We start from the raw sequence: 18359 nt of genomic DNA on the forward strand, positions 1-18359 counted from the left end.
CAGAAAGTAAGTTACATATGGATGGTTATGCGATGGCCCAATAGTGGAGAGTTCCAACCATGCCTAATGTTCTCATACTGGCTCTCGTCGGCGTCGTCCCGATCGGCGTCGCGTTCGTACTGCTCGCTGGGCTCCGGTGGTCCGCTGCCCGCGCAATGGGTGTCGGGTGGCTGCTCGCGGCCGGAATCGGACTCACGTACTGGAGTATGGAGCCCACCTGGTTGGTGGCCTCGGCCGTCTACGGCGCGCTGCAGGCCGTCGACATCATCCTCATCGTCTTCGGGGCGATCCTCCTGATGAACTACCTCGAGGGGAGTGGCGCCATTGCTACGATCAGGTGGTACTTCGGGCAGATCGAAGAAGACCGGCGCATCCAGGTGCTGCTCATCGGTCTCGGGTTCATGACCATCATCGAAGGTGCAGCCGGGTTCGGGACACCGGGAGCACTCGCCGCACCGCTGTTCATCGGCCTCGGATTCCCCCCGTTGGCCGCTGCGGTGTTCGGGCTTTATTTCAACGCCCCGAACCCGCCGTTCGGTGCCGCCGGCACGCCTGTCATCGGCGGCACCGGTGCCGTCATCGACCCAGCGCTGTCCGGGTCGGTGAGTGTATCCGAGTTCCTCTCGATGGTCTCCGCATGGACTGGCGTCGTCACGGGAGTGACGTACGTGTTCTGGGGACTGCTCGGCGTGTTCTTCCTGACGTACTGGTTCGGGAACGGTGACGGTGAACGCAGCATCGGAACCGCCGTGCGTAGCACTCTCCCCATCGCGCCGTTCGCGCTCCTGCTCGGCGTCGTCACTGGTGGCACACAGCTGGTAATCGCGTGGTTCGTCGGGCCTGCACTCCCCGATATCGCCGCAGGGTTCGTGGTGCTCGGCATCGGTCTCCTGCTCGCAAAAAACGATATCCTCATCCCTGATGACCAGTGGGACTTCCCCGAGGAATCGACATGGAGCGACACGTGGCTCGGCGGCCTCGATCTTGACGAGGTGTCCCGTGACCAACCCAAAAAGGAGATGTCTGTGCTGTTGGCGTGGACCCCGTACCTGCTCGTTGCGCTCGCACTGCTCGTCACGCGGTGGCCGGACCTCACGGTCGCCGGCGTCGCCGTCCTCGACTGGATCCAGAGTTTTTCCGTCGGACTCGACTCGATCCTCGGTACTGAACTCGGATACACTCTTCAGTACCTCTATCTCCCCGGAACGATGCCGTTCATCCCCATCGCGATCCTCACTGGCTTCCTTCACAAGATGGACACCACACAGATGGGGGAAGCGTGGCGACGGTCGATCCAGCAGATCGCTCCGGCCGCCCTCACGCTCATTATCGCCGTCTCGATGACGCAGATAATGATTCAGTCGCAGACGAACACCGCCGACCTCCTCGGCATGATGGAGGCACTCAGCCGCGCGCTCGCGATGGGCGCCGGCGGCCTGCTCCCGCTCATCTCGCCGTGGATCGGCGCTATCGGCTCGTTCATGACGGGGAGCAACACGTCCTCAAACATCCTCTTCAGCGTACTCCAGTACAACGCCGCCGAGACGGTCGGCGTCTCCCGGGTGATCGCCGTCAGCCTGCAGAACGTCGGCGGCGGCCTCGGAAACATGGTCTCGGTGTTGAACGTGGCCGCTATCTGTGGTGTCGTTGGAATCACTGGGCGTGAAGGCGACCTCCTGCGGAAAGCGATCATCCCGATGGCGCTGTTCGCTGTCTTCGCCGGCCTGTTCGGGATGCTGCTGACGTACGTTCTGGTTCCCGGCCTGTTCTGACCCCGGTCGACGACGTACCGGGGCTCCGCCGCTTCCGGAATCGAAACGAGGTGAACGAATAGAACGAGCCAAAACGAACTCACCGAACTCGTACTGCTCGGTCTAAACGAACTCCGTGAGCGCCCCGTTCTCCCGGTTCGGTATCTGCTCGAACGCGGAGTTCGTAGTCGCGATCGGCCGATCGTTCGGCCTGATGTCCGCGAGTTCGCCGTCGGGGACGGTTGCAAGGCGACCGACGGTCAGCGGCATCAACGCCAGATAGACGCCGGTCGCCATGCTCGTCGGCGCCGCGGCGACAATCGCGTCGTCGAGACCGCGGCATCACGGATCACTGTTCCGTCACTGTCGGCAGGAGCATGGTGAGTCACGCCGCGCTTACTGTCGCGCGCCGCACGCCTCCCAGCGCCGACAGACACGCCACGCGAACCCGGGGCCTTTACGATGTCTGCGTCGATCAGGTTGGTTGCTACGCTGATTCCGGTCGGAAGCGCGTAATCGGTACGTCGTCAACGTCGTCATAATCGTCATCGGCACCGACGAGTAGCATGCCGCTGACTTGGTTCGCGGTTGCGAGCGCGAACGCATCGCCAAGTGCTGGCGAGTAGCGCAATTTGAAGTCGGCTGCACTGGGCCACGTCTCCTCGGTATCGACTTGCCGTATCCCGGTTTCTTCAAGGACGTTGACGATGGCGTCGGCACGGGCTTCACTGTCGATAGCGCGGACGACATAATGGACCTCAGCGAGGTTGATCGCGGAGATATAGCCATCAGCCGATCCTTCTACCGCTTCGATGTAGGTTTCGACGGTGTCACTACCCGGCTCATCACAGAAGTACGCAACTAGCGGTTCCGTGTCGAAAACGATAGTGTCGGGATGCTCACGTGCTGCTGTCATTTCGTATCCTCAGTATCGCGACCGACATACCGCTCCTGCAGCTCCTCGTCACTAGCTTTGTCCTGTTTTCGTTCCTCACGCAGCCGTTCGACTGCCGAGTTCCCTTGGTCGTCGGTCTTTCCCGCCAAGATGCCGCGAAGGTCCGTGGCCGACTGAATGGGACGAACGATGACCTCCCCTTCGTCGGTGCGAACGAACTTTACCCGGCCGGGAGTATCGATCCCTAGTTCCTCGCGAAACTCTTTCGGGATCGTCGCCTGTCCGCGAGAGGATACCGAGACGACTTTTTCAGACTCTGATTCACTCATACTTTCTCTACCCATTACTTTACCACACTCATATATGGGCTTGACGGGCAACCTAACGGCTATACGAGCTCTCTATTCTACGATGGAGAGCAGCCGATCGCGATGGCTCCTGATCGTCTCGACGGTCACCCCGGCGGCCGCCGCGGCATCGGCTTGCGTCAACGGCGCGTCGTGGACACACGCCGCCATGTACAGGCAGGCGGCGGCGAATCCGGATGGATGCACGCCGGTCGTGATGCCGGCGTCGACGGCCTGCACAACGAGCTCCTCTGCCCGGCGTCGAACAACGTCCGTGCAGCCGAGGTCGGACGCGAGTCGCGGGACGAACTGGTCCAGGCTGACTGGTGGGGTCGGCAGCCCCAACTCTTCGTTGAGCACCGTGTAGGCGTTCTCGACGCGGTTCTGTCCGACCTGCGCCATCGGCGCCACATCGTCGATGAGCCACGACTCCCCGTTGCACCGGCAGGCGCCGAAGACGCTCGCGGCCGCCATCGCCTCGATGGACCGCCCTTTGAGGAGTCGTTCGTTCTGTGCCGTCCGGAACAGCTGGCACGCCTGGTCACGTACGGAATCCGCGAGCCCGAGTGCGCTCGCGATCCGCCGGATCTCCGTGAGGCCGTGCCCGAGGTTGCGCTCCTGTTTGGACCGCCAGCGCGCACGGGACTGCTCGCGACGCATCCGCGCGAGGCGTCGACGCTTCTGGCCCGACAGGTCGGTACCCGTTGCGTCCTGTCCGCTGCCGATCACCGTCGATAGGCCGCGGTCGTGCCGTGCTGGGGTGAGTGGTGCACCCGTTCGCTTTGCTGTATCGGCGTCGTCGCGGTGCCACTCCGGTCCACGGTCGATCGACTGCTCGTCGATGATGAGTCCGCAATCTGCACAAACTGTTTCGGCTGAATTCGTTCGCACCGGGCCCCCACACTCGGGACACGGCTCAGTTGTACCACGCTGGATGTCTTCGTCGAACGCACGCTCGTAGGGTTCACTCGTCGTCATCGGTCTCACCTGATTGAGGTCACGCCGATTCGGCGCGCCCCGCACCCCTCTTCGGGGGGTGACAAACTCGGCGGGAGACGCACGCCCGATCGATCGGTGCCGACGCGTCGAGGACGCCGTCGACGGTGTAGGCGGGTGAGTAGGGCCAGAACGTAGCTGTCGTCAAGTCTTAACCAACACTACAACCGAATCGATAGAGTTGTTGGTTAAAACGCTGGCGGCGACTCTCGCGTCGCCAGTTGGTGATGCGAGGCATTCAGAAGTGGACGTCAGCGGGTACGATCCAGAGCTCCTCACTCTCACAGCCGTCGTCCAGCCTCGTGTCCGGAATGTGGGACGCCTCGCCGGTCGGCCGTAGTTCCTCGAAATCCAGATGGCGATCACGCATCGGTTGGTGTGGTTTGTCCCGGATTCGTATTTCAACGTCAGGGCCAGTAGTCCGCCCTGTCTCCCGTTTGAATATGGGCCATGAACTATCTCATGCGAACATCTTATACTTCATGAACAAGTAGATGAGAGTAGCAACTGGGGTCCCTATGAGCAGCAACGACACCAAGCACGTGCAAACTGAACTGAACGAGGACGAATACGAACGCTTCCGGGAGTTCGCTCGAGAGCACGGGCTCTCGCTCAAGGAAGCCGGCCACGAGGCGCTTATCGAGTGGATCGAACGCCAGCAGCAGGCCGACCCGAACGACCCGGCGTTCACAGTCCTCGACGACCTCGAGGACGAATCGCTCCCAGCGTCGGCGGCGACGGATGCCCGCGAGGAAGACGATCTCGTCGAGGAGTGGGACGGCAGCGACGAATCGTTCACGCTCGCCGACGACCCGTCCGCGCAATCCTGAATTCGGATGGCTGAACCAGTCGAAACCCCGATCGGGACGATCACGCCCGAGCATTTTCGCCCGGGGCACGTCCGCCATCAGGTCGTCGTCGGGCCGAAGTTCCTGTACGCATTATTCAACCCACAAGATCGGATGCACGCAGTCTCGCGGGCGTTCATGACCTTTGTCCGCGACGGTGACCTCCCCTATCGTCGCCTCATCGTCAACGATCACATCGTCGACGAGGCTGCCACACGGCTGAAAAAGCAAGCGTCAATGCGGAACGCAGCCTCGTTCCTGACGACGCTCGACGAGAGTACGCTCTACCAGTTCGAATCCGTCTCCGAGGACGTTTTCGATGACGCCAAAGCAACGTTCGTCGAGTGGACGGATCTGGATGCGTCACTCACCGATTTCACTGTTGCAGCCCATATGGACGCCTCAGGGGTCGATTACATCCTCACCTACGACCGGCACTACGATGCGTTCGACGTGACAACGCTTCCGTATCGCAATCAGGACTAGCGGTGCCAAGTATGTCCGAATCCCCGCAGGACGGCGTTCAGTCGTGGAGTGAGTCGATGACCGCCCGCGAACGCATTCGGGCGGTCGCCGAGACGCTTCGCGAACCGCGGTCGGTCAACTGGATCAGCGAGCAGGCTGACGCCGCCTGGAGTACGACTAACGAGGAACTCCAAGATCTCGTCAACCAAGGCCAGCTGCGCCGCGTTGAGGCCGGCGAAACCACGCGCTATCTACCGGACTACACGCGCCTGCTCTTCGAAGAGATCCGGACGCTCATCGAGGAAAACACCCGCGAGGAGCTGCGGAGCGAATTGGCCGCAATCACCGAGGAGATCGAGGCGTGGCAGGCGACCTACGACGTCGAGACGTGGGAGGAGCTCGAACAGTCGCTTGCCGACGGCGACCTCTCAAGTGACGAGCTTCACGAACGCCGTGACGTGATCACGCGCTGGGAGGAGAATCTGGAAGACCGTCGCCTCATCAAGCACGCGCTGGCGCTCTACTCGGATGTCGAAGCCGCTCGCGAACAGCGGATCAATGTGGCTGACCGCGCCGCAAACTAATTCTCGTGATCTTCGAACATACGGGTGTCATCGAAGGGGACACAACTACTCGCAGGACTGCTCGCCAAGCTTCTCTCGAAGCTCGACTGCTGCCTTTTCGAAGTGTTCCGCGAGGAACGGCGTTCCCGATGTCGCCCGCTCCTCGAGGAATGCGACGGCGTCAGTGACCGCATCAGCGTCCCGTTCTGCGGTCGCGACACAGTCGACATACTCGTCGATTGCCCGACTGAACGCACGCGAGAAGTGGTCGTACGCGCCGTCGACGCGCTCCATGTTGTCGTCGAGCGACTCGACGAGTGCCCGGTAGACGGTCGCCGCCGACGCGTCCCGCCCCTGTTCGCGGTACTCGTTCGCGAGATCGAACCACTGCGTGAAGTCGATCGGCTCGAAGACGACGTGGTACTCGGGATTCGTCTCTTCGAACCGCCGATCGATCGCGGTGCGAAGCTCGTCGACCGACTGTCTCGTCGGCTCGCCGACGCGGGCGAGAAACCGATCGCGGAGATTCGCATCGGCCACGAGTTCGTCACGCAGGAACGCGCGGAGTTCGTCGGCGTCGACGCCGTCGAGTGCGGCGTCGAGTCGATCGCCTTCGTTTGGCGGTGGGTCGTCGACACACCGAAGCAACACGGCGACGACGTGCTTGCACGCTCCCGGCCCGTCGTACGGACAATCGCACCACGGGGTAAACCCGTCGGTGGCGAGGTCAACACGAACATCGTACTGACGGCTGCCGCTCACAACGGCTATGACAGTGCTGTCGACGCGGTGAATCTCGTGGATACACCCATCAGCGAGATAACGTTCGCCACGTTCGAAGACTGCGTCCGTGCAGATGTCCCGAACTGCGTCCTCGGTTACCTCCATCCGTATGGTGGATTTGACGCACTATTCAGCCGATCCAGATCCCCAGTCTCGTATGCTGCTCGCCACATTGCATGGACGGCACGCGTCACGAGTGAGACCTCGGTCACGTCGATACATGACGGTTCGGCGGCCGATGTCGCGGCCTCGGGCGGCGGGTGGAAATGGTTCTCGGGGGAGTGTGTGTTCGGATGGCGATCGAAGCGCCAATTGACGTCCTCACTATCGACGTAGTGAAACGAATACATCTCGAGTTCGCTCCACTGGATATCGAGTCGCGCAGCGTCGGCGTCGCCGAGCCCATCGCTGAGACTGATCTGCAGTTCCGTGGGGGCGACGACATCGTCGTACCCCGTTGCGTCGACTAACGGCTCAAGGTCGAGCCAGAGGTCACGAATCCGCTGGAGCGCCGGGAGATAGATCGGGCCGAACTCGCCGGCACGATCGTCGTCACTCATACCGCGAGTTGGTGGCTGGCCTCGTCGTAGGCGAGTGCAGCTTGGGCGACCGCGAGATTCTGCCGCGTCGTTCGCCACGCGGTCAGGTCGTCCCAGCCGTCCGTTTCGCCGGCCTCGAGTTGCTGGGCGAGTTCTTCCGGGGACACCACGTTGTAGCGGTCCTCGTAGCGCCGGATCTCGGCCTTCATGTCTTGAATACTGTCGAGCAGCTCCGGGCGATCGACTTCCTCACGCAGTTCACGGATCCGGGACATCAACACCCGGTCGCTGTTGCGCTTGTACAGCGTCGTTTGGCCATCCTGTTCGGTCTCGGCGAACCCGGTGTTCACGAGCGCCTTGCAGTGTCGGCGTGCCGTCGGCTCGCTCACGAGAGCCCGGTCGGCGATCTCGGCCGCCGACTGCCCGTCGTGAGTCTGTTCGACGATTTCGTACACTCGCTCAAACGGCGTGGTGTCGTCTTGCCAGTCCGCTTTGACCTGCTCGTTGACGTCGTCCCCCGTCTCGGCCATACTGGGTGCTACGTATTGTGTCCGCAAATAGTTTTCTGAGGAAACTATTCTTTCTTTCAAACGGTTGTGGCTGCGCGCGCAGCGACGACAGGAGCGAGCACGGAGCGGAGGGTGGGGCGGTGGGGGCTGGACCGGTCCGGCACACAGCAAAAAAAGAAGGCTGCGCCGACTGGCTATTCGTCCCACCACCGACCGCGCTCAGGGAAATGCAGGGTCGACCACCCAGTGACGGCTACTGAGACACGCCCGTTGTACCAGTTCTTCGCAGCCCCGTGAATGCGAACTCGCTCGCCTTCCTCAATCCACGGGGCATCCGATGCTTTCCAACTCGTCAGCTTCGTACGACCACTTTCGTCCTCGATGAGACCGACCTGAGCGATGCTCGGACTGGATGGCTCCCACAGCTGCGTCACACGACCTTCAACACTCACCTCCTTGCGATCGATGTCCTCCAGAGCGTCGATTGGCACGGTGCCCCCCGGGGCCGTCTGCAACTCCTCGAACACCCGCACGACCGCACTCGTCAGGTCTCGGCCGTCGACGATCGCTTCGGCCAGCCGGCGACTGATCGCCGCCCGCGACCAGCCATCCAGCCGCGTCGCGAGTCGATCTGCCTCCGTGTTCACCGTCGCCAGTTCATCCTGGGAGAGCTCCGCTCGGGGATCATCCCGTTCGGGGTCGGCCATCGGCTCCACGCTCGCCGCCCGCTGCTGGAACTCCCGCCGGCGCTCCGTGCTCCCTTCAGCGGCGACCGCCCGCGTGCGCTGCTCACGACCGTCCTGCGTGCCCAGCTCGGCTTGGGCACTGATGCGCTCCAGTTCGGCTTCCCGCGCCCGAATACGCTCCTCCTGTTCGAGGGTGACACCGTGAATCCGATCCTCGCTCGTATCCGCGATCCCATCTGGGTGATTCGCATCCACCTTCGCCTGCGTCTCCTGCTCGACCTCCGCCTCGAACGCCGGCGTCTCGTCGACGACCGGGAAGCCGTCCTCATCGACCGCCTGACCGCCCGCGTTCTCGAATGCCTGTTCATCGACCGAAACTACATCCGTCGTGACGTTGTTACTTGACATTGGAACTTAGACCAGTTCCTGAAGGCGCTCACGCGCCGACTCCGCGATGCTCCTACATCGCGGATTTCTTCAACGGACGACGACCGACAGAACCGTCTGTGCGCTCTCGCTCGCGCCTTCGCGAGCGCCCTCCTGGGCGCGAGCGAGAGCGCGCCCGAGGAGGTCAACTATCCAGCACCGCGCGCCGTCCTGCCGAGCGATGCGTGGCTGACCGGCGGGAGGCCACGGGCTAGCGAGCGGGGAGCACCGCGACCCGCGAGCAGCGAGGCAGGGCTTGGAAGACGAACGGAGTGAGTCTTCCAGCGACCCGCCCGGAGCGAGGGGCCAGCGGAGAAAGCGTGGGGGGGTGAGCAGCGACGCCGCGCAATCCTCCGCGCTTTCCCGCTGGCGTCGAGGGCACATCCATTTTAGCCCGGAACGGGCGCGGGCGGTGCGGAGAGCGCCCGCACGCCCGGAATGGTCGGTCGCGAGCGACGCGAAGGGGGGAACGCGGCGAGCGGTGCGAGCCGTGACGTACACAGCAAAAAAGAGCCTGCCTGGCGACCAGGCAGACCACCCGGAGTGACATCCTCACCGCACTGGTCCCTCACACAGGAGGCGTTGCTGAGGTTTCAGGACTGCACTCGTGAGCGTCATCGCTGTGATCGGCTCTACTCTCGAGGTCCTGTGGCACTGTCACGGGTGCGCCCGCTCCGTGGCGTGTCATCGCTGGCCGGTTTTCCAGGGACAGCTCTCACCCCACGGATCGAGGCGGCCGGCGATATTGGCCGCCGCGTTGATATCGGCCTGATAGACCGACACCCAACAGTCGTCGTTTGGACAGCGGAACTCCGCCTGTTCGGGACGGGTGCCGATGTGCCCGCAGGCGTGGCAGATCTGGGACGTGTACGCTGGGTCGACGTACTGGACAGGAATCCCGGCGTCGGCGGCCTTGTCCGCGAGTCGCGTCTGTAGCCGGTCGAACGCCCACGCGTGGAGCCGCCGGCTGAGATGCGGCCCGACGTCGAGGTCCTCCTGGAGCGACTCAAGGGCCTCCAGGACGATCACCGGTTGCTCGAAGCCGGCGGCGTAGTCGACAGCCCGGCGGGTGGCCGTCTCAATCTCGTCGCCGAGCGCGTTCCGGAAATATGCGGCTCGCTCGTCGATCCGCCACGCGGCGGCGTCGCGTTCCTGCAGCCGCTGGAGTGTCGTTCGCAGCGTCTGATGGAGGTCACGGGCCCGCCCGCCGTCGACCAGTAACGGGTCGACTGGACGGCCGTTCCGGAGTGCGCAGCCGGTCAGCAGGATCGCCTCGCCGACGTCGAACCCGACCGGTGTGCAGGATTTGGAGTCAATATCTGTGTCAGGTGTCGGGAGCGTCAGCGGGACGTGGAGCTCCCAGCGGTCGTGTCGGGGTTGATGGACGAGCTGCAACTGTCCCGCGGTGGCGTCGCCGGCGAGCAGCTGGTCCCACCAATTCCGCTGGGCCGGGTTGATTGCGAGCGGGATCCAAACGTTCGTCCCGCGGCCCGGCTGGGGCACTTCCCAGCAGAACTCGTGGGTACGCTCCGCCGAGCGGTCGAACGTGGCGGCACGGTTGGTGAACCGGACCGGCTGTGCCGCGTTAAGATCCGGTGTGCCATCCTCAAGAAGCTGCGGAACGTGGCGCTTCAGCGCGTCCTTCGCCTGATACGGGAGGTCGTACGGCGTCACGATATCGTTGACCGCCGTCATCGTCGTCGCGCCGGCCTCGACGGCGGCTTCGAAAGCCTCGCGGTAGGTCGACTGGAGACGGCGAAGCTTCTGCTCCTTGTGCGCCGTTGGCTCGACGAGTGTCGCAACGACTGTCCGGATACGTTCATCTGACATGGAACTGAAGAGCTAGTGAATCAGTGGTCGGACTCGCCCCACATTCGGGGCACGTAGCCGAGGTGTTCGATGTCGTCCGCGTAGTCTCGGAGGAGCCCGATCAGGACGATTTCCGGAACGCCGTTCTCGGCCTGTTCGACTAACCACTCCTCCAGTTCGACTTCGGCTTCTTCGATCTCGTTCAGTTCGACCGACATCGATCATCGCGCCTCCATCAGACGGTTCAGCTGTCGCTGGCGGTGGTAACACATCCCGAATCACCTGTGCTGTGCAGGCACGACCGAACGCGCCTGCATCCTTCGCAGGCGCTCAAAAACACTACCGGACTAAACAGTTGAACCAAATATCATAGAACCATACCAAGCTTGATTTCTCGGGTTTCTACAGCCCGTAATTAGGAGAGTAGAAAGCGCACTCCGAGTAAGAGAGACCAGTGACACTCGCCCTGACGAGACTACTTATCACCCAATCTCTGTAAGTAAATACGTGAGCAGTATGAGTGACATCCGCTATGATATCGTTGACGTCTTCGCACAAAGCCAATATACGGGGAATCAACTCGCGGTTGTCCAACCAGAAGGTGAATTGAGCGGCGAAGAAATGCAGCGGATCGCGAACGAATTCGACTACTCAGAGACAACATTCATCGACCCAGATGGAAGTCATGCGGACGGATTCGAGGTCCGCATCTTCTCGCCCACGACAGAACTACCGTTCGCCGGCCACCCCACGCTCGGTACGGCGTACGTTCTCCGAGAGCGGCTCGGACTTTCCGATGATGAACTAGTGTTACACGAACAAGTCGGCGCAATCCCCGTTTCAGTCGAAAAAACAGCTACTGGTGATGAAATCTTACTAATGGAGCACCCGGAACCAACGTTCGATGAAATAATTGAGCCTGCGAGGGCGGCGGACGCGGTTTCCCTACCAGCTGACGTTCTGGATGACCAGTTCCCAGCCCAGATTATCTCAACTGGCGTTCCGACACTAATTGTGCCAGTTGAATCGCTAAGTGCGGTGAAGGAGGCCGAGACTAATGATGAAGTGTATTCGGAATTGGTTGATCAGTACGGAGTACGGAATCTCCTCGTGTTCGCTCCGGAGACATACGAACCAGAAAACGAGCTCAACGTCCGAGTGTTTGCAGAGTTTTTCGGTATCCCTGAGGATCCTGCGACTGGTGCTTCGAATGGGTGTCTCGCTGCATACCTTACTGAGCACCAGTACTTCGACACGTCTGAGATCGACGTACGTGTCGAACAAGGATATGAAGTGAACCGACCCTCACTACTGTATCTACGTGGGCAGACAACTGCAGATTCGATTCAGGTAGAGGTCGGTGGGCGAGTAATTCCGACTGCGACTGGGACTCTCGTCGAGTCGAATAGCCTCTAAACTGGCTCCGATATCATTCTATTAGTTCGTTCGGGTTCTGCGGCAGAATTGATATCGTATGTCTATTTCCGCTGTGTCCTCAGCTAAAGATCAATCAGTAGGTGGTGAGCAGCCACGCCGCGCAACCCCTCGCGCTTACCCGCTGGCGTCGAGACCAGATTCATTTTAGCCCGGAACGGGCGCGGGCGGTGCGGAGAGCGCCCACACGCCCGGAATGGTCGGTCGCGAACGACGCGGAGGGCGGCATGCGGCAAGCGGGGCGGGCCATAGAGAAACCTCGTTCAACCGAATCCGGCGCTCGATGAACTAGCCGACAGCCCGGTGGACTCAGAAAGGGCGAGGCCGTCTCGGTCGTCTCCCGACCCCGCAAGCACCGCAGGAACGAGGCGCGCAGCGGGGTTCCCGTGAGCGGAGCGAACGGGAGCAAGCGAGACGCAGTCTCACGTGGTCGCGGGACGTCGAGCGGCCGAGGGCTTTCAGTGGAGAGGCCTCAGCTGTCTTGTTCCGAGTTTAGCTCTCGGAGGTATCCGGTGGCTGCGGTGCCGATCCAGACACCATCGACGTTGCGCATTTCGAGGTCAACTGTCGCAGTGCGGAACGGGTAGTGCTCGACGAGGATACGGCGGATCACGGTTTGAACAGTTTCTATCCCGTGTCTTTCGACGATATCTGCCATGGCCTCGTCGAAATGCGCATTCATGTGATCGTCACGGGGATCCTGGGCTCGCTTGCGAACGAGTTCACAGACGTCTTCGACGGACGCGTGGGCGGGATTCTCGGTTCGCTCCCGTACGTCGTAGAACGCCTCATCAACAGTCATGAATCGGGCTTATCATCAAAGGTGGCGTCAGTAGAGGCATTCGACGTGTTCGGTTCCAGACGGCGCTGGCGACGGACCTCTGCGAGCACATCCTCGAGCATCGTGATACGTTCGATGCCCTTTGCCTCACTCACGATCTCGTCGATGAGCGACGCGCGTTTGGCGGCCTGCTCATCGCCGTCGGTTCTCTCGATGGCCTGGATACGGATCGAGCGCTTCTCCTGCCAGCCACAGTTCCAGCAGTTTTGCGAACAGGCGATTTGGTCGTCTTCGTCAGCAGCAATCACAGCCTCTACGAGCGACATTGAGAGTGGCCGCTCTGGCCCAACCTCTATCGTGATGTCAGATCCACATTCCGGACACTGCATGGTCTTCCAGAATACCGCCAGGGCTGTCAAGATATGGTTCTCTGAGCGAAAGAGCGAGACCTAGGTTCCCGATTCTGGGTCTTGTAGTCGATCTCGGACATTTGCAAATTGGACCGGATCGGTGTCACCAGTTTCAGCGAGATCGTTCACCGACTGCAGCTGGGAGTTGATGAGTTTGTTTTGCTGGCGTGACCACTCCTCGTCACCGTGGGTCCGGATGTATTCCGCCCACTGCTTGATCATGGTACGCCGTTGCTCTGTATTCCCGCGCTGGTTTTCTTCAAATTCTTCTGAATCCAGCATTGTAGTTCGCACTACCGAGTTTTGTGAAGCATAGTTCGCGTATCCCCCTAGAAGAGATCGTCAATTGGGGATTCACTACGCTCCTCTTTGGGAGTCTCATCAGTAAACAACGACCCTTCTTGGAGCGCCGCTCTCCTATCTTCAGCGGATTCCGACTCTGTAACGTCGATCTCGTCGAATTCGAGCGCATCTGTGACCGCCTCCGGGAGGTCGGGGCGCGCAGCATTGAGGTGGCGTTCGACCTGTTCAGTCAACGCCGTGTGGTCGTGGAGCGACCGCATGATTGGGACCCCACGGAGATATTTGTACTCGTAGAGCAGTTCGACGCCGAATTCGGTAGGTCCCCAGAAGTCTGTCGGCAGGCCGCGTTCACCTTCGTTCGGCTCGTGATGGTACTTCGAGACGATGTTTCGATCCGCGAGGTTGTCGAGCTGTTCGCGAATCGTTGACCGGCTCTTCGGGATGAAGTAGTCAAGCTCCGTGATCGAGGCGAGGTGTGACGGATGGCCGAGGAGCACCTGGATAATGTGGTTTCGTGTCTCCTGCGAGAGAAACCGGTGGACGCGCCGCTGTTTCTCATAGGCGTCAGCACTACCGACGTCGAATACCGTATCAGCGTGTGCGTCTGCCGGTGCCGGCGTGTCCGTCCGTTCGCTCATATGAAGTTCTACTTCCTGAACGATTGTAACTGTTCGGGTGTACCATGACGATTTAGAGAGGAAATCCCGACGTAGTTAGCAAGACCTAACACCGTTGCCTGAGAAGCACCCACTGTGACTGAGGAGACGCGAAAGGACCGCTGGCGACGCGTGAAAGCCGCCGTGGATCGGGCACTTCACGGCGTTGCGGTTCCGCGACCGGATCGATCAGAGGTTGCCCGGTTCATCAACGAGGCTGTGCCCGCGTTCACCCAGGCGGGCATCACGACCTATCTTGTGTTCGGCAGTTATCGCGGCGACTACGAGGTTCGGCTCCGAGCGATGGCGTACGAACTCAGCAAACCCATCGACGCTGAAGCCACACTCATCGGTGACACCGCTGATCCAGACACGCGTGTCGTGCCGTCGTTCCTCATCAAGTTTCACGCGCTCGCCGAGTTCGCGGACCACCTCGTTGGCGTCTACGAGAAGGAGAGTGGCGGTGAAAGCCCCGAATTGGGGCTGCTCGATCAGCGTCCCTACTTCGAGAAAGGTTGGATGTTCCCCCGGGATTATACGGGCTTGACGCGAGATGCCCTTGAGTCGAAGGCGGACGTGATCGACGCTGCCATTCAGATATACTATGCACCAGACGCTGACGATGAGACGAAACGACGAGAGCTGAAAGCACTCGTCAGTGAAGCGCAAACCTTTGATATCGATATCACCGAACAGGAGGTCGTTGATGCGCTTCGCGACCGTGACCGGGATGCTCTCGGAGAAATCGCATCCTACAGTTGGGTCCACCTGAATCTGTTTCGGAAATACGAACTCCACGACCGCTGTTTCCCCTGGTTTTCGGAGCAGGAACTTCGGACTCTCGCGACGGAAGTGCCGGGGCCGGCCCGTCCGCAGTGGGAAGAGGAATTCGAATCCACAGACCTTGGAAACACAGAGTCTGATGAGTCGGACTAACCGCCTGCGAAAATGGCCGCATACTCTTATCTCCGGACACCGGAGATGAAATTGAATACCATGCGTGAGGATGCTGCTGGGCTCTACGAACGAGGCGTCGAAGCGGACTGTAGTGCCGAGGAAGCCTGGGAGCAAATTCAGGTCCGCAACGAGAAGACCGAATGGGATATCGAGGCCATGTTGGACTGAGCCCTTTCGGGATCTCGACAACCGGATTGAGTTCCCTCGTAGGGCTGGATGCATATCCCCGAATCTATTTTCCGGACGTACTGAACCAGTGGAGCGCACTGGGGCAGGCCTATTCGGAGTTTATGTCAGCAACGAGATGCTCTTCGAGGTCGCGCGTCCAGTACGTCGCGGGCCCACCAGGACTACAGCGGACACAGAGGTGTACTGTTCCGTCGAGGTGGCCGAGTTCGACGTGGAAGGACGTGAGTGCCGGCAGCGTATCGACGATGCGTCCACAGCCGTCGTAGGCATGGTGGTCGAGGTCGTTGGAATCAGGGCGCTCCTGAATAGCGCAGTCGACGCAGATCGGGTGGGTGACCCAGTCGTCTTTCCCCCAAGTGCGGGCGTCGTCGAGTTCCGAGCCGGGGAGCGCATCGCAGAACACAGCCGGAGAGTATTTGCTGCAGTTACGCGTCCTCTTCGTCGGCGTCGCAAGCGGCCGTCCACCCGCGATGGAAGACAGCCAACTGTCTGATCGAATCGAAGGCCGCGTTACTGGGCTCGTGGACGAGCACCCGTTCCTCGGCGACAGGGGTAACTACACCCGCCTCGACGAGGTCCGCGGCGAGGTGCCGCGCGCCGGTCTCATCGATGTCCTCGGTCGCAACCTGTGTGGCGTCCTGGTCTTGGGCTACCAGTTCGTCTTCGAATCGCTCATGATCGTGTGATGCGTCGTCGTATCTGTTCGGGCCATTCATATGGAAATCAGCTCTAGGCACGCTCACCTGCGCGCCTCGGCCCTCACGGCGCCGAAAAAACTACTGACGGCACTGTGCTCGCTGTGACCGACGTCGGGGAGAGATGACGCTGCTCACTTATTAACCAACACTCCGGCCCTTGTCGCGGCGAGTGTTGGTTAAGATATCACCTGCTTCGCGTCTCGTGCTGTAACTCTTGGAGGCCCTTCACCGCGAATGTATCAGGCTCGTCGACGGATGCTCCGTGGCTCTGATTCGTCGCGAGGGAAGATGGGCGTGAGAGACGGTTCACTAGCTCCTCCCGGACGTCCTCGCGACTGATTCTCTGCTCGTGCCAGCCAAGGCGTCCGTCGTAGTGACGTTTCTGGAACGTCTCGCCGACGTCGTCGGCTACGATGAACTGCGTCCGCTTCATCCCCCAGACATTCGAGGAGATGTACTCGGCACCGACGTCTTCGTGGGTGAGTTCGACGAGAGTGCATTCGACGAACGAGACGATCGCTTCACTGTTACGAGTGTTTGGAACGGACAGGCGGAGATCCGACCAGGGCGATCTCGACGCGTTGAGATGGGCTGGCACTCGGTCAATACCACGGTCTCGCTGGTGCTGTCGCTCAGAATGCATGCGTTGTTTCGGGGTAGTTCGAAACCCCGTCACCCGTCTCGGGGGTGAGAAACGCTACGTCGCGGTCTCGACGTTACTTCGAGTCACTTCCGAACAACCGTTTCGTCCGGCCCCATACGGACGCTGTCTCGGACTCGTTATCGCCTTCACCAGTATCGGCAGGGGTCGATTCTTGGGGATCCCCTGGCTCTCGGTCACGGGTTGCCAGCTCCTCAGTGAGTCGCTCGACTTCTGCTTCGAGGGTGTCGATCCGCTCGGTTTTCTCCGCTAGTGTCGCCTCGAGTTCGTCGATACGCTCGCCCAAGAGCCGGTTCTTCTCGGCTAGATACGCACGGCTTCGCTCCGAGTCACCGGCGTCGACACCTGGAGACGAGTCGGCAGCTGGGTCGTGGGCGTCCGCGGTGTCGTCGCCGGCGTCCGGCTCGTAGAACTCGGAGGTGGTCGCAATCGATCGCTCGATGGTCTTCTCACCGTACGTCGACCCGTCAGCGTAGTGGACCTCGTCCCATTTCTCGCGGTGGAGTTCCGACTGGCGGAACAGTTGGTCCATCTGCGTCTGGTCACCGCCGGTCCAGAACGCCAGCAAACAGCACAGCGCCATATCTGCCTCGGAGTGGCTGTCGTAGCCGCCCGTGTCTCCGTTCCAGAGCCGCTCGAACTTCTCGCCGTTCGACGCATTCCGTGCTTTCTCGAGGAGTTCCTCATCCTCGAGGTCGACGTCAACGCCAGCGTCGACCGTATCGGTCTCCGTTGACTGGTCGTCAGTGCCATCACGCTGCTCGGACTCGGAGGCTGTGGCACGCTCGGTGTCCTGGACGTACTCACGATGAATCGCTGTGAGCGCGTCCTGCCGGCGTGCTACACGATTCGGTTGCCGCTCGACGTGGTCGCCAGTGACGGTGAAAAAGCGGGCCGTATCGTACAGTTCGACGCTCCCGCGACGGTTCCGCCCCTCGGGGAGTTCCCCCTTGATGAGCACGTGGAAGCCGGTGCCCGACGGCGACACCTCCGTGTAGGAATCCAATCGGTCGATGATGTCCCGCGCGGCATCGTCGACGTCGCCGGTCTCCGGATCGCGACAGTCGTCCAGATCGACGCCGACAATGGGATCGTCGTCGGTGAACACGAACCCGACGCCGTCCGCGTGCTCCGTCTCGGTGTACTCGAGTGCCGTCTCGAAATCACTCCAGGTATCGGATTCCGTCGACGACGCGAACCCACCAGCCCCCGGCGTCACCGGAATCTTCGTCGGTTTCCCATCCCGATCCTCTTCGCGCCAGCATACCCACTGCTCGCGTTCGCACAACGTCTCCGGAATCGCCTCCGGCTCGTTGACGATCGGTTCACTCACCTTCACATAGCACCTCGCATGGCTCTCACTGTCTCTGAGCCAGAACAGAACTCTCTCTGCGTTACGTCTCGATCCAATCCCTTGGTCCCAACGGGGATCCCCCGTTCTATCCTAGTTGGTTGTTGGGTGGAACACTCGCTATAGCTGGTTGCAAATCGCTGGACGTGAGTGTGTTCCACCCATTTCGGTCGTTTCGTTGGTGTTCCACCCATTGAGGATTTAGGTGGAACATGCCGCCGTCGGGTGATTCTCGACCAGAGGGTCTGATCGGGTAGGGTCATGATTCAGTTTGGGTGGAACACCTCCCGAGAACTCGCGAT

At 61.0% G+C, this 18359-nt stretch carries 25 protein-coding genes and 1 pseudogene; 7 read left to right on the forward strand and 19 right to left on the reverse strand.

From position 1 onward, the window contains the following. The first annotated feature begins 59 nt into the window (after nucleotides 1-59). Entirely contained in the window at nucleotides 60-1772 is a 1713-nt protein-coding gene (locus tag EYW42_RS16900) for an L-lactate permease (protein ID WP_012289747.1), read from the forward strand. A gap of 102 nt (nucleotides 1773-1874) precedes the next feature. Here the strand turns inward: EYW42_RS16900 and EYW42_RS19975 are convergent, their stop codons facing one another. The 5 genes from EYW42_RS19975 to EYW42_RS20385 form a co-directional block, all read right to left on the reverse strand. Further along, nucleotides 1875-2048 (reverse strand): hypothetical protein, encoded by a 174-nt coding sequence (locus EYW42_RS19975; protein WP_010904209.1) that lies wholly within the window; start codon nucleotides 2046-2048, stop codon nucleotides 1875-1877. Between the two features lie 190 nt (nucleotides 2049-2238). Next, complete coding sequence (locus tag EYW42_RS16905) at nucleotides 2239-2667, reverse strand: PIN domain-containing protein (RefSeq protein ID WP_012289748.1); 429 nt, start codon at nucleotides 2665-2667, stop codon at nucleotides 2239-2241. After that, nucleotides 2664-2975 (reverse strand): AbrB/MazE/SpoVT family DNA-binding domain-containing protein, encoded by a 312-nt coding sequence (locus tag EYW42_RS16910; protein ID WP_010904211.1) that lies wholly within the window; start codon nucleotides 2973-2975, stop codon nucleotides 2664-2666. The genes EYW42_RS16905 and EYW42_RS16910 overlap by 4 nt, the downstream gene beginning before the upstream one ends. A 72-nt stretch (nucleotides 2976-3047) precedes the next feature. Next, a complete protein-coding gene (locus EYW42_RS16915) occupies nucleotides 3048-3971 on the reverse strand; it encodes a transcription initiation factor IIB (protein ID WP_058984763.1) in 924 nt (307 codons plus the stop codon). A gap of 256 nt (nucleotides 3972-4227) precedes the next feature. Next, nucleotides 4228-4359: a hypothetical protein gene (locus tag EYW42_RS20385; protein WP_012289749.1), complete on the reverse strand. Its 132-nt coding sequence runs from the start codon at nucleotides 4357-4359 to the stop codon at nucleotides 4228-4230. A 148-nt stretch (nucleotides 4360-4507) separates the two neighbouring features. Between EYW42_RS20385 and EYW42_RS19565 the strand changes: the two genes are divergently transcribed. From EYW42_RS19565 to EYW42_RS16930, 3 genes are read left to right on the forward strand one after another with little or no spacing between them, the layout of a single operon-like run. Continuing rightward, nucleotides 4508-4819 carry a hypothetical protein gene (locus EYW42_RS19565; RefSeq protein ID WP_049892658.1) on the forward strand — a complete coding sequence of 104 codons (312 nt, stop codon included), beginning with the start codon at nucleotides 4508-4510 and terminating at the stop codon, nucleotides 4817-4819. Between the two features lie 6 nt (nucleotides 4820-4825). Continuing rightward, nucleotides 4826-5323, forward strand: a complete 498-nt coding sequence (locus EYW42_RS16925; protein ID WP_237561362.1) for a type II toxin-antitoxin system VapC family toxin — start codon at nucleotides 4826-4828, stop codon at nucleotides 5321-5323. Nucleotides 5324-5334: 11 nt separating this feature from the next. Beyond that, the gene (locus tag EYW42_RS16930; RefSeq protein ID WP_010904216.1) at nucleotides 5335-5886 is read left to right on the forward strand and encodes a DUF7342 family protein; all 552 of its coding nucleotides are present in this window, start codon (nucleotides 5335-5337) and stop codon (nucleotides 5884-5886) included. A gap of 45 nt (nucleotides 5887-5931) precedes the next feature. On the opposite strand, the gene EYW42_RS16935 is transcribed toward EYW42_RS16930, so the two are convergent. From EYW42_RS16935 to EYW42_RS19980, 6 genes are all read right to left on the reverse strand, one after another. Further along, complete coding sequence (locus EYW42_RS16935; RefSeq protein ID WP_010904217.1) at nucleotides 5932-6753, reverse strand: SWIM zinc finger family protein; 822 nt, start codon at nucleotides 6751-6753, stop codon at nucleotides 5932-5934. After that, nucleotides 6744-7208: a hypothetical protein gene (locus EYW42_RS16940; RefSeq protein WP_010904218.1), complete on the reverse strand. Its 465-nt coding sequence runs from the start codon at nucleotides 7206-7208 to the stop codon at nucleotides 6744-6746. The genes EYW42_RS16935 and EYW42_RS16940 overlap by 10 nt, the downstream gene beginning before the upstream one ends. Further along, nucleotides 7205-7717 (reverse strand): winged helix-turn-helix domain-containing protein, encoded by a 513-nt coding sequence (locus tag EYW42_RS16945; RefSeq protein WP_010904219.1) that lies wholly within the window; start codon nucleotides 7715-7717, stop codon nucleotides 7205-7207. The genes EYW42_RS16940 and EYW42_RS16945 overlap by 4 nt, the downstream gene beginning before the upstream one ends. A 173-nt stretch (nucleotides 7718-7890) precedes the next feature. Then, nucleotides 7891-8790 (reverse strand): OB-fold nucleic acid binding domain-containing protein, encoded by a 900-nt coding sequence (locus EYW42_RS16950; protein WP_010904220.1) that lies wholly within the window; start codon nucleotides 8788-8790, stop codon nucleotides 7891-7893. A 702-nt stretch (nucleotides 8791-9492) separates the two neighbouring features. After that, entirely contained in the window at nucleotides 9493-10638 is a 1146-nt protein-coding gene (locus tag EYW42_RS16960) for an RNA-guided endonuclease TnpB family protein (RefSeq protein ID WP_010904222.1), read from the reverse strand. Between the two features lie 20 nt (nucleotides 10639-10658). Beyond that, entirely contained in the window at nucleotides 10659-10835 is a 177-nt protein-coding gene (locus EYW42_RS19980) for a hypothetical protein (RefSeq protein ID WP_010904223.1), read from the reverse strand. A gap of 298 nt (nucleotides 10836-11133) precedes the next feature. Here EYW42_RS19980 and EYW42_RS16965 point away from each other — a divergent pair, with 298 nt between their 5' ends. After that, nucleotides 11134-12033, forward strand: coding sequence for a PhzF family phenazine biosynthesis protein (locus tag EYW42_RS16965; RefSeq protein ID WP_010904224.1), 900 nt, complete (start codon nucleotides 11134-11136; stop codon nucleotides 12031-12033). Nucleotides 12034-12523: 490 nt separating this feature from the next. Here the strand turns inward: EYW42_RS16965 and EYW42_RS16970 are convergent, their stop codons facing one another. From EYW42_RS16970 to EYW42_RS16985, 4 genes are all read right to left on the reverse strand, one after another. After that, nucleotides 12524-12853: a hypothetical protein gene (locus EYW42_RS16970; RefSeq protein ID WP_058984766.1), complete on the reverse strand. Its 330-nt coding sequence runs from the start codon at nucleotides 12851-12853 to the stop codon at nucleotides 12524-12526. Then, nucleotides 12850-13158, reverse strand: a complete 309-nt coding sequence (locus tag EYW42_RS16975) for a hypothetical protein (protein WP_230890072.1) — start codon at nucleotides 13156-13158, stop codon at nucleotides 12850-12852. Before EYW42_RS16975 ends, EYW42_RS16970 begins: the two co-directional genes overlap by 4 nt. 123 nt (nucleotides 13159-13281) lie before the next feature. Beyond that, a complete protein-coding gene (locus EYW42_RS16980) occupies nucleotides 13282-13524 on the reverse strand; it encodes a hypothetical protein (RefSeq protein ID WP_010904227.1) in 243 nt (80 codons plus the stop codon). A gap of 47 nt (nucleotides 13525-13571) precedes the next feature. Continuing rightward, entirely contained in the window at nucleotides 13572-14183 is a 612-nt protein-coding gene (locus tag EYW42_RS16985; RefSeq protein ID WP_010904228.1) for a hypothetical protein, read from the reverse strand. Between the two features lie 114 nt (nucleotides 14184-14297). Between EYW42_RS16985 and EYW42_RS16990 the strand changes: the two genes are divergently transcribed. Beyond that, entirely contained in the window at nucleotides 14298-15137 is an 840-nt protein-coding gene (locus tag EYW42_RS16990) for a hypothetical protein (RefSeq protein ID WP_070807669.1), read from the forward strand. A 60-nt stretch (nucleotides 15138-15197) separates the two neighbouring features. Further along, entirely contained in the window at nucleotides 15198-15326 is a 129-nt protein-coding gene (locus EYW42_RS20390) for a hypothetical protein (protein WP_259371300.1), read from the forward strand. Nucleotides 15327-15435: 109 nt separating this feature from the next. On the opposite strand, the pseudogene EYW42_RS16995 reads toward EYW42_RS20390, so the two are convergent. From EYW42_RS16995 to EYW42_RS17010, 4 genes and pseudogenes are all read right to left on the reverse strand, one after another. Further along, nucleotides 15436-15772: pseudogene (locus EYW42_RS16995) on the reverse strand (DUF7558 family protein). Further along, nucleotides 15773-16063, reverse strand: coding sequence for a hypothetical protein (locus EYW42_RS17000; protein WP_135536588.1), 291 nt, complete (start codon nucleotides 16061-16063; stop codon nucleotides 15773-15775). 166 nt (nucleotides 16064-16229) lie between these two features. Then, complete coding sequence (locus EYW42_RS17005; RefSeq protein WP_135536590.1) at nucleotides 16230-16688, reverse strand: hypothetical protein; 459 nt, start codon at nucleotides 16686-16688, stop codon at nucleotides 16230-16232. Between the two features lie 73 nt (nucleotides 16689-16761). Then, nucleotides 16762-18039: a phage NrS-1 polymerase family protein gene (locus tag EYW42_RS17010; protein WP_135536592.1), complete on the reverse strand. Its 1278-nt coding sequence runs from the start codon at nucleotides 18037-18039 to the stop codon at nucleotides 16762-16764. Nucleotides 18040-18359 lie beyond the last annotated feature (320 nt).

Source organism: Halostella pelagica (genome assembly GCF_004762015.1).
Classification (GTDB): domain Archaea; phylum Halobacteriota; class Halobacteria; order Halobacteriales; family Natronoarchaeaceae; genus Halostella; species Halostella pelagica.

Coding starts and splice junctions, on each gene's coding strand:
- EYW42_RS20390 (WP_259371300.1), top strand. CDS start 15,198: ATGCGTGAGGATGCTGCTGGGCTCTACGAACGAGGCGTCGAAGCGGAC.
- EYW42_RS16945 (WP_010904219.1), bottom strand. CDS start 7,717: ATGGCCGAGACGGGGGACGACGTCAACGAGCAGGTCAAAGCGGACTGG.
- EYW42_RS19980 (WP_010904223.1), bottom strand. CDS start 10,835: ATGTCGGTCGAACTGAACGAGATCGAAGAAGCCGAAGTCGAACTGGAG.
- EYW42_RS16900 (WP_012289747.1), top strand. CDS start 60: ATGCCTAATGTTCTCATACTGGCTCTCGTCGGCGTCGTCCCGATCGGC.
- EYW42_RS16980 (WP_010904227.1), bottom strand. CDS start 13,524: ATGCTGGATTCAGAAGAATTTGAAGAAAACCAGCGCGGGAATACAGAG.
- EYW42_RS20385 (WP_012289749.1), bottom strand. CDS start 4,359: ATGCGTGATCGCCATCTGGATTTCGAGGAACTACGGCCGACCGGCGAG.
- EYW42_RS16930 (WP_010904216.1), top strand. CDS start 5,335: ATGTCCGAATCCCCGCAGGACGGCGTTCAGTCGTGGAGTGAGTCGATG.
- EYW42_RS16935 (WP_010904217.1), bottom strand. CDS start 6,753: ATGGAGGTAACCGAGGACGCAGTTCGGGACATCTGCACGGACGCAGTC.
- EYW42_RS16960 (WP_010904222.1), bottom strand. CDS start 10,638: ATGTCAGATGAACGTATCCGGACAGTCGTTGCGACACTCGTCGAGCCA.
- EYW42_RS16925 (WP_237561362.1), top strand. CDS start 4,826: ATGGCTGAACCAGTCGAAACCCCGATCGGGACGATCACGCCCGAGCAT.
- EYW42_RS16905 (WP_012289748.1), bottom strand. CDS start 2,667: ATGACAGCAGCACGTGAGCATCCCGACACTATCGTTTTCGACACGGAA.
- EYW42_RS16910 (WP_010904211.1), bottom strand. CDS start 2,975: ATGAGTGAATCAGAGTCTGAAAAAGTCGTCTCGGTATCCTCTCGCGGA.
- EYW42_RS16985 (WP_010904228.1), bottom strand. CDS start 14,183: ATGAGCGAACGGACGGACACGCCGGCACCGGCAGACGCACACGCTGAT.
- EYW42_RS16965 (WP_010904224.1), top strand. CDS start 11,134: ATGAGTGACATCCGCTATGATATCGTTGACGTCTTCGCACAAAGCCAA.
- EYW42_RS16970 (WP_058984766.1), bottom strand. CDS start 12,853: ATGACTGTTGATGAGGCGTTCTACGACGTACGGGAGCGAACCGAGAAT.
- EYW42_RS17000 (WP_135536588.1), bottom strand. CDS start 16,063: ATGAATGGCCCGAACAGATACGACGACGCATCACACGATCATGAGCGA.
- EYW42_RS16975 (WP_230890072.1), bottom strand. CDS start 13,158: ATGTCGCTCGTAGAGGCTGTGATTGCTGCTGACGAAGACGACCAAATC.
- EYW42_RS19975 (WP_010904209.1), bottom strand. CDS start 2,048: ATGGCGACCGGCGTCTATCTGGCGTTGATGCCGCTGACCGTCGGTCGC.
- EYW42_RS17005 (WP_135536590.1), bottom strand. CDS start 16,688: ATGCATTCTGAGCGACAGCACCAGCGAGACCGTGGTATTGACCGAGTG.
- EYW42_RS16940 (WP_010904218.1), bottom strand. CDS start 7,208: ATGAGTGACGACGATCGTGCCGGCGAGTTCGGCCCGATCTATCTCCCG.
- EYW42_RS16915 (WP_058984763.1), bottom strand. CDS start 3,971: ATGACGACGAGTGAACCCTACGAGCGTGCGTTCGACGAAGACATCCAG.
- EYW42_RS19565 (WP_049892658.1), top strand. CDS start 4,508: ATGAGCAGCAACGACACCAAGCACGTGCAAACTGAACTGAACGAGGAC.
- EYW42_RS16950 (WP_010904220.1), bottom strand. CDS start 8,790: ATGTCAAGTAACAACGTCACGACGGATGTAGTTTCGGTCGATGAACAG.